Genomic DNA, 7,783 nt, shown 5'->3' on the forward strand with positions numbered 1-7,783 from the left:
TTCCAGCGTGTAACGCGCCCTTGCCGTAACTGCCTTTGCCTTCGTCATTTCGTTTCCTCTTGCTTGGATTGGACCACTTAGCAAGGGATACGTTTTTCAGGGACAAGGTCAAAGCAGCTCGACAACCCTGTCAAATCCGGCCCTCAAAAGGCTGCAAAATCGACCCAGTCTTAACCCCCTCGGGGCGTCGTTTTACCCACCTGTTCCTGGCTCCATTACGCCGAACATCGGTGGCTCCATTACGGCGGTCAGTGACACCGGCCGCTACAACTCCGTCAAGCGCTTCGTCGCGCGACTGCGGGTGCGCGAACCGGAGCAGTTCGACCGACTGAGCTTCGCGCCGGGCGAGGAGATGCAGGTCGACTACGGCGAGGGCGCGCCCACGCTGGTACCGGGGAGCGATCGTTATCGCAAGCCGCGCCTGTTCGTGGCGACGCTTCGCTACTCGAGGCGCAGCTTCCGCCGCGTGGTCTGGAAGTCCAGCCAACAGGTCTGGGCGGAGTTGCACGAGCAAGCCTGGAGGTACTTCGGCGGATCCTGCCGCTACGTGGTGCTGGACAACCTGAAGGAAGGCGTCATCAAGCCCGATCTATACGAGCCCGAGCTCAATGCGGTGTACGCCGCGACGCTCGCGCACTACGAGGTCGTGGCGGACCCAGCGCGGGTGCGGGATCCCAATCGCAAGGGCAGCGTCGAGAACGCGATCGGCCACACCCAGGGCACGGCCTTGAAGGGCAAGCGCTTCCAGAGCCTGGAGGAGCAGAACGAGTATCTGGAGCACTGGGAGACTCGCTGGGCGGCGCCTCGCATCCACGGCGCCGAGCGCCGCCAGGTGCAGGCGATGTTCGAGGAGGAGCGGCCGCACCTGCAACCGCTACCGCCCCGGCCAATGCAGTACTTCCGTGACGAGGAGCGCACCGTGTGCGACGACGGTTGCGTCCGGGTGGCTCACTGCAGCTACGCCGCCCGACCAGCCGCCATCGGCACCCAGGTGCTGGTGCGCATCTTCGAGCAGCGCCTGGAGATCCGCGACCTCAGGACGCAGGCGCTGCTGCGTACGCACACCAAGGCTGATCGCCCCGGCACAGTGGTGTTGCCCGAAGACGAGCGAGTCTTCAACCCCTCGCGCGAGACCCGCCGAATCCTCGAACAGGCCAAGGCCATCGGCGCTGACGCCGAGCGGCTGTGCCAGCTGATGTTCAGCGTCGAGGGTCGTGTGGGCCAGCGCAAGCTCTGGGGCATCGTCCACCTCGCGGATCGCCAGCCGCGACAGATCGTCAATGCCGCTTGCGCGCAAGCCCTGGATGACGGCGTCTACAGCTATCGCCACGTCAAGCACATCACCGAACAACGGGTAGCCCAAGCCCTGCAGCGCCTGGAGGCAGTGGCGTCCACGGCCGATTCCTGCGAGCTCCCGCCCACGCAGGCCCATGAGCTCATCCGCAGCCCCGAGGAGTACGGCGAACTCTTCGCCCAAGCCGCCAGCACCGCCGCCGCGACGGTCGTTCCCGTCGCCGCGCTCGCCATCCCTCAAGGAGACCTCTTCGCATGAACCCCCAAGAAATCGAGAACACGCTGCGCAAGTTGCGCCTGTCCGGCATGGCCCAGACGCTGCAGACCCGCGTGATGCAGGCCCAGGCCTCTCAGGAGCCGTTCCTGGACACGCTGACGTCGCTGCTGCAGGACGAGCTGGACCAGCGCCGCAGCCGCCTCATGGCGCGCCGCTACAAGCTCTCCGGCCTGGACGAGAAGCTATCGCTGGCGGACTTCGACTGGCGCTTCAACCCTAAGCTGCCACGCGGCGCCTGCTTCGAGCTGCACAGCCTGAAGTTCCTCAGCGAAGGCACAAACGCGCTCCTGGTGGGCAAGCCCGGCACCGGCAAGAGCCATGTCGCCAAGGCTGTGGCCTACCAGGCCACCTTGCAAGGCTATGACGTCGCCTATGTCGAGGCCGACGGGGCACTGGCCCGGTACGCGCTGGCGGACGCCAGCGAGCGGGCTCGGCTGCTCAAGGCCTGGGTCGCGGCGGACTTACTGCTGCTGGACGATCTGTTCCTGGCGCGGCGCATCGGCGAGCACGCCGCTGAGCTGCTGCAGATGATCGTGCACCAGCGCTACAAGCTGCGCCGCTCGATCGTCATCACGTCCAACCGCGTGGTCCAGGACTGGGGCCGCTACCTCGGCGACGCGACCATGGCCACTACCATCCTGGACCGACTCATGCATCGCTGCGCGATGCTCGAGTTCGAAGGCAAAAGCTACCGCCTGAAGGAGGCCTCAGCCCGCCTCGTCACGCCTTCAGACCCCGCATAACTCCCTCGTCCTGCCCGGGGCAGTTTGGGTGGCCACAAGTGGGGCAGTTTGACCTGGCCATCGGGGTCTTTGGCGACTGGAGCGCCGTTGGCGCCATGCCAGACGGTAGGGCGGTCACGCGCCGGCGCCACGCCCCGGATCATCAACCGCAGATGACGGCTTCACGCAACTTGGTCGCGTGGTAACGGTCCATCAGCCAATGCCCGTTCGACTTTTGAAAAACGACCGTCTCAATGAAGTCCAGTTCCAGTTTCGTGCCATCTCGTTGCCCGAAAACTTCGAAGTTCCGGTGAGTACACCATGCGACATCACCATGAACCGTGATGTTGTGATCGCTCAGATCTGCTGAGAACGAAAACGCATCCCCCAGCTCATCGATCTCAGCTGTGAGCATCTGCACCAGGTCCGCGCCACTGATGAGCGTGTCATGTTCTACGACAACGAAGGTATCGGTCATCATCGCGGCAAAGGCCTGCATGTCCTTGTTGGCCATGGCGTGGTACCAAGCATCAAGGACGTTTGCAATCTTCTTGTCTTCCATCTCTTTTGTTTCCATAGGATTACTCCTCCAGTGAATTGCGACGGCTTGACCTGTCAGCATTGCCCGGCCAGATGCAGCTAGACCAGTCAGCCAGACAGCCACCCTGTTAGAGAATTGGCGAGGACTGGCTATAGGGGTTTTGGGAGAGAGTTGGCGCCAAGGAATCCAATTTCGGCCGGCGCGAGGCTTCCAAGGCCTTCGCCCACATCACTTGCTCCTGCGTCGGAAAAGCCCTGCTCTCCAAATCACAGGTGCGGCGGCGGTGTGGTAGTGGAGCGTGTCGTGACCATAGGCCCATAACCGGCGTGCTTTTGTCCATCAGGCGATGGCGTGATCTTGCGCCAATACGGTCAGCTGCGGATCAGCTGAAGATCTTCCCTGGATTCAGAATGCCATGTGGATCAAAGACGCTCTTCAACCGCCGCATCAGATCGACCGAGCCCTCGCCGGCTTCTTCCAACAGGAAGCTTTGCTTGTGCAGTCCGATGCCATGTTCTCCGGTGCAAGTGCCCCCCATATGAAGCGCGCGGCGAACCATCTGCTCGCTCAGTCGTTCCGCCATTTCTCTCTCCGCCGGCAGAGTGGGGTCTATCAAATAGCCGAGATGGAAGTTTCCATCGCCCACGTGTCCGACGATGAAGTACGGCAGGCCGGCTGCTTCTACTTCCTGGATCGAGGCGTTGATGTTGTCTGCCAGTCGCGAGATGGGTACGCAGGTGTCGGTGGTTACACAGCGGCAACCGGGCCGCATGAGCAGGGCCGACAAGTAGGCGTGGTGGCGAGCTGCCCACAATCGGCTGCGCTGTTCGGGGGTGTCCGCCCAGTCAAAGCCTTCACCGCCTTGTTCGCTGGCAACGGTCTCTGCGGTTTCAACTTGCTCGGCCACGCCGCCTGGCGAGCCGTGAAACTCCATCAGCAACATCGGGCTTTCACGAAGACCTAGACGGTCGCGCGCATTCACGGCTCTGACCGCCTGGGCGTCGAGCAGTTCGCACCGAGCCAGCGGTACACCCAGCTGCATCAAGAGCATGGCCGTCTGCACGGCTGCATCAACGCTTGCAAATGAACAAGTGGCAGCTCTCACGGCTTCGGGCAGTGGGTACAGGCGCAGCGTCAGTTCGGTCATGACGCCCAGGGTGCCTTCACTTCCAACCAGCAACCGCGTTAGATCGTAGCCAGCGCTGCTCTTGCGTGCCCGCGAGCCTGTTCGCAGAACTTCGCCATCAGCCGTTACGAACTCCAGGGCCATCACGTTTTCGCGCATGGTGCCATAACGCACTGCATTCGTACCGCTGGCGCGGGTTGCGGCCATTCCTCCAAGGGTGGCATTGGCGCCTGGATCAATGGGAAAGAACAGGCCGTGATGGCGTAACGCTTCGTTGAGCTGCTCTCTTGTGACTCCCGGTTGGACGGTGACGGTCATGTCCTCGGCATTTACCTGCAGGATCAGATTCATGTTGGAGAGGTCCAGGCTCAGCCCGCCCGATACCGCCAGCAACTGCCCCTCCAACGAAGTGCCTGCGCCGTAGGGAATGACCGGAATCCGGTGTTGATGCGCCTGTGCCAGCACAAAGGCCACCTCCTGGCTGCTGTTCGCGAACACCACTGCATCGGGTGGCGCTACGTCGAAGGGCGACTCGTCTCTGCCATGTTGCTCACGCATCGCCAGGGACAGGTTCAGCCGGTTGCCAAACATGTTCTGTAGCTCTTCCAACAAGGCTGCGGGCAAGGGAGTATTGGGGTTGCTTGTCGAATGCATGTTCATCCCTATGGGTACTTTCAGGTCGACCAGCTGTGTGATTGCCGCATCAGGTCGGCGGCCCGCTCCGCCAGCATCACGGTCGGGGCATGCAGATTGCCGGACGGGATCTCAGGGAAGACGGACGAATCGACGACGCGCAGATGGCCGACGCCTCGTACGCGAAGCTGGGCGTCCACCACTGACCCTTCGTCAGCTCCCATGCGGCAGGTGCCGCAGGCGTGATAGCAGGTCGTGGCATCCGAGCGGAGCCAGGCCTCGACAGCCGAGTCGTCATCCAGGTCGAACACATCCGGGGTCACTCGCTGTATCACGTGATCGCGCAAAGGCGCGCTCTGCGCCAGGCGATTCACCAGCCGGACGCCCGAGATCAGGCGGCGAACATCGTCCGCGTCGGCCAGCATATTGGCTTGGATCAGGGGGGCGTCTGCCGGATCGGGGCTGCGCCAAGTGATTCGGCCCCGTGAGCGAGGACGACACAGCGAAGGCGACATGGACATCACGGACCGCGGGCTGGCGAAGGTGCCTCCATCCTCGATGCGGCTCCAGGGGCCGCTGAAGAAAAGCAAGTCAGGTTCGGGCTCGCTGGGCTCGGACTTCAGATAACCCAGCACATGCGTGCCTGGCGACGTGGCCGGGCCTTCACGGTGAAGCAGGTACTGCAAGCCGGCCTTGACGAGATTCGCACCGCGAAGGGCAGACGAATAGGTCGGTACGCTGATTTCGTACTCCACGTAGATGTCGGGGTGGTCCTGCAGATGCTCGCCCACGTCTTGTGAGTTGGACACCATGGGAATGCCCAACGCCTGTAGCGCGTGGGCAGGGCCCACGCCCGAGCGCGCCAGCAGGCTGGGCGAGCCGATGGGGCCGGCGCACACAACGGTCTCGCGGCGTGCACGCACGCGGCGCTTCATGCCACCCAGCTCGATCTCCACGCCCGTCGCGCAGCGCTGCTCGAACAGCAGTCGCAGGGCTGTAGCGTTCGTCAAAACCTGCAGGTTGTGTCGCCGCCGTGCGGGTTGCAAGTGCGATGACTCACTGCTGAAGCGCAAGCCACGGCGCTGGTTGGTCTGCGCCAGGCCCAGGCCTTCGCCTTGCATTGAATTGGTGTCCGCATGGATGGGAATGCCCATGCGCCGCGCCGCTTCCAGCAGCTCCCTCGCCAGGATGTGGGGAGATCTCAGCACCTCTACGGGTACCGGTCCGGTATCACCCCGCAGTGACGACTGTTGAAAGTCCGCGCTCGTTTCCATGCGTCGAAAGTACGGCAGCAGGCTTTCGAACGACCACTGCGGCAGACCGGCCGCCGCCCAACGGTCGAAATCAGTCGGTAGGCCGCGCGCGAAGATCAGCCCATTGATCGTACTGCTGCCGCCCAGCGACTTGCCGCGCCGCCACGTCTCCGCTCGCCCCAGGCGTGTGGGGTCGGGTTCGATGTCGTACTCCCACGCATGACGCGACCAGTCGCGCACGAAGACCTGCGCGCCGGGTATCAGGAAGAGTGGATGGCGCCCGGACCGGCCGGCCTCGATCAACAAGACCTGCGTGCCAGGATCCTCGCTCAGCCGCGCGGCCAGCACGGCGCCGGCCGAGCCGCCACCGACGATCACAGCATCGGCCTCAAAGTCCCAGCCCGGTGCTTTCATGCTACCCCGCCGACGATGCGCGCCAGCGTCTCCATCACTGCCGCCTGCATGCCTGGCGTGCTGTCAGCGTGGCCCTCGCCGGGCACCACCCGCAACTGGCTGCCAGGCCACCGAGCGTGCAAGGTCTGCGCCGTAGACAGGGGGCACACCCAGTCCTGTTCGCCGTGGATGATGAAGCCCGGCAGGTGCTGAATTGCGGACATGCCGTCCAGCAACTGGCCCTCCTGCAGGAAACCCTGGTGCACCTGATAGTGCAGGCCGATACGCGCCATTGCCAGGTTCTCGGGCTGCAGGGCTTCGTCCAGCGACAAGGGTGGAAAGTCGCACAACACCCATTCATAGCTGAGCAGCGCACGCGCGATAGGCCCGTGCTCGGCGGGGTCGTCGGACTGCACCAGCGCTTGTGCACGCGTGAGCAGTTGTGTCACGGAGGTTGACCCGGTCAGCCGGAGCAACTCGGCGTACCAGTAGGGTGCATGAATGCTTGCGGGGCCGAACATGGCCTGCACCTCATGATGGGTGTAGAGCCAGGTGCCGCGTAGCACGAAGCCCAGGCAACGCTGCGGGTGGGCTTGCCCATAGGCCAGCGCCAGCGTGGTGCCCCAGGAGCCCCCGAAGACCCACCACTGTTCGATGCCCAGATGGTTGCGCAGCCGCTCGATATCGGCAACGAGTTGGCGTGTGTTGTTGTGATCGATGCTGCCGCTGGGGGTGGACCGGCCAGCGCCGCGTTGGTCGAAGAGCACAGCGTAGGTGCGCTCCGGATCGAACAAGCGGCGGTCGCGCTCCGAGCAGCCCGCGCCAGGACCACCGTGCAGCATGACCACCGGGACGCCCTGCGGCGAGCCGACAGTCTCCCAGTACAGGCTGTGGCCATCGTCTACCGGCAGCATGCCGGTGTCGAAGGGTGGCAGTGCGGGATGGAGTTCCATTCGTTTTGCAGTGGGCGCCATTCTCATCCCCATAGCTCTCGTGAAGGTTCGTGCATCACATGGCCCTCGATGTGCAACGAGGGTTCGCGGTCGCGCAGCAGGTGATCGACCGCCAGATCCACGATCTCCAGCCCCTGCGCCAGTACGAATGCCGGCGCCATGGCCAGCGAGGTACCGCCGTTGCTGCCGACCATCACCCCCATGCCTTGGTCTTGGGCGGCCTCACGCAAGGCAAGGGCTTCGCTCAGGCCGCCACACTTGTCGAGCTTTATGTTGATCCACTGGAAGTGCTGGCGCACAGCAGGCAGCGAGGCGCTGTCCAGGCAGCTTTCGTCAGCGCAGAACAGGATGCCCGATGGCGCAGCCGGCATGGCACTGTCCAACGCAGGCGGCAGGGGCTGCTCGATCACACAGACGCCCAAGCGCTGGGCCAGCGGCAGCATGGCCTTCAAGGTGGCTGGCGTCCAGCCGCCGTTCGCGTCCACCAGCAAGCGGCTATTCCGTAAGGCGCCGGCCACGGCCTCCAGGCGTTCGGGATCCAGGCCATCGGCGGCGCCCAGCTTCAGCTTCACCCAGTGCGGGGCCTTCAATG

Annotated in this window: 6 protein-coding genes and 1 pseudogene; 2 read left to right on the forward strand and 5 right to left on the reverse strand. The window is 63.9% G+C overall.

Annotation, left to right across the window (positions count from 1 at the left end; translation table 11 throughout):
• Window positions 1-259 precede the first annotated feature (259 nt).
• Both istA and istB read left to right on the forward strand, forming a co-directional pair.
• Window positions 260-1,552 (forward strand): annotated as a pseudogene (gene istA, locus ACIQ67_RS18455) (IS21 family transposase); the annotation flags it as partial.
• Window positions 1,549-2,313: an IS21-like element helper ATPase IstB gene (istB, locus tag ACIQ67_RS18460; protein ID WP_397535841.1), complete on the forward strand. Its 765-nt coding sequence runs from the start codon at window positions 1,549-1,551 to the stop codon at window positions 2,311-2,313. The pseudogene istA and the gene istB, both read left to right, overlap by 4 nt.
• Before the next feature lie 142 nt (window positions 2,314-2,455).
• On the opposite strand, the gene ACIQ67_RS18465 is transcribed toward istB, so the two are convergent.
• From ACIQ67_RS18465 to ACIQ67_RS18485, 5 genes are all read right to left on the reverse strand, one after another.
• On the reverse strand, window positions 2,456-2,869 hold the full coding sequence (locus ACIQ67_RS18465; protein WP_397535842.1) for a YybH family protein: 414 nt from the start codon (window positions 2,867-2,869) through the stop codon (window positions 2,456-2,458).
• A 346-nt stretch (window positions 2,870-3,215) separates the two neighbouring features.
• Window positions 3,216-4,613 carry an FAD-binding oxidoreductase gene (locus tag ACIQ67_RS18470; protein ID WP_397535843.1) on the reverse strand — a complete coding sequence of 466 codons (1,398 nt, stop codon included), beginning with the start codon at window positions 4,611-4,613 and terminating at the stop codon, window positions 3,216-3,218.
• Between the two features lie 20 nt (window positions 4,614-4,633).
• Window positions 4,634-6,259: a GMC family oxidoreductase gene (locus ACIQ67_RS18475; RefSeq protein WP_397535844.1), complete on the reverse strand. Its 1,626-nt coding sequence runs from the start codon at window positions 6,257-6,259 to the stop codon at window positions 4,634-4,636.
• On the reverse strand, window positions 6,256-7,191 hold the full coding sequence (gene pip / locus ACIQ67_RS18480; protein WP_397535845.1) for a prolyl aminopeptidase: 936 nt from the start codon (window positions 7,189-7,191) through the stop codon (window positions 6,256-6,258). The genes ACIQ67_RS18475 and pip overlap by 4 nt, the downstream gene beginning before the upstream one ends.
• Window positions 7,192-7,214: 23 nt before the next feature.
• The coding region (locus ACIQ67_RS18485) for an enolase C-terminal domain-like protein (protein ID WP_397535846.1) at window positions 7,215-7,783 on the reverse strand (569 nt) is incomplete at its 5' end.

It is taken from the genome of Roseateles sp., assembly GCF_044373315.1.
GTDB lineage: Bacteria > Pseudomonadota > Gammaproteobacteria > Burkholderiales > Burkholderiaceae_C > JACDQM01.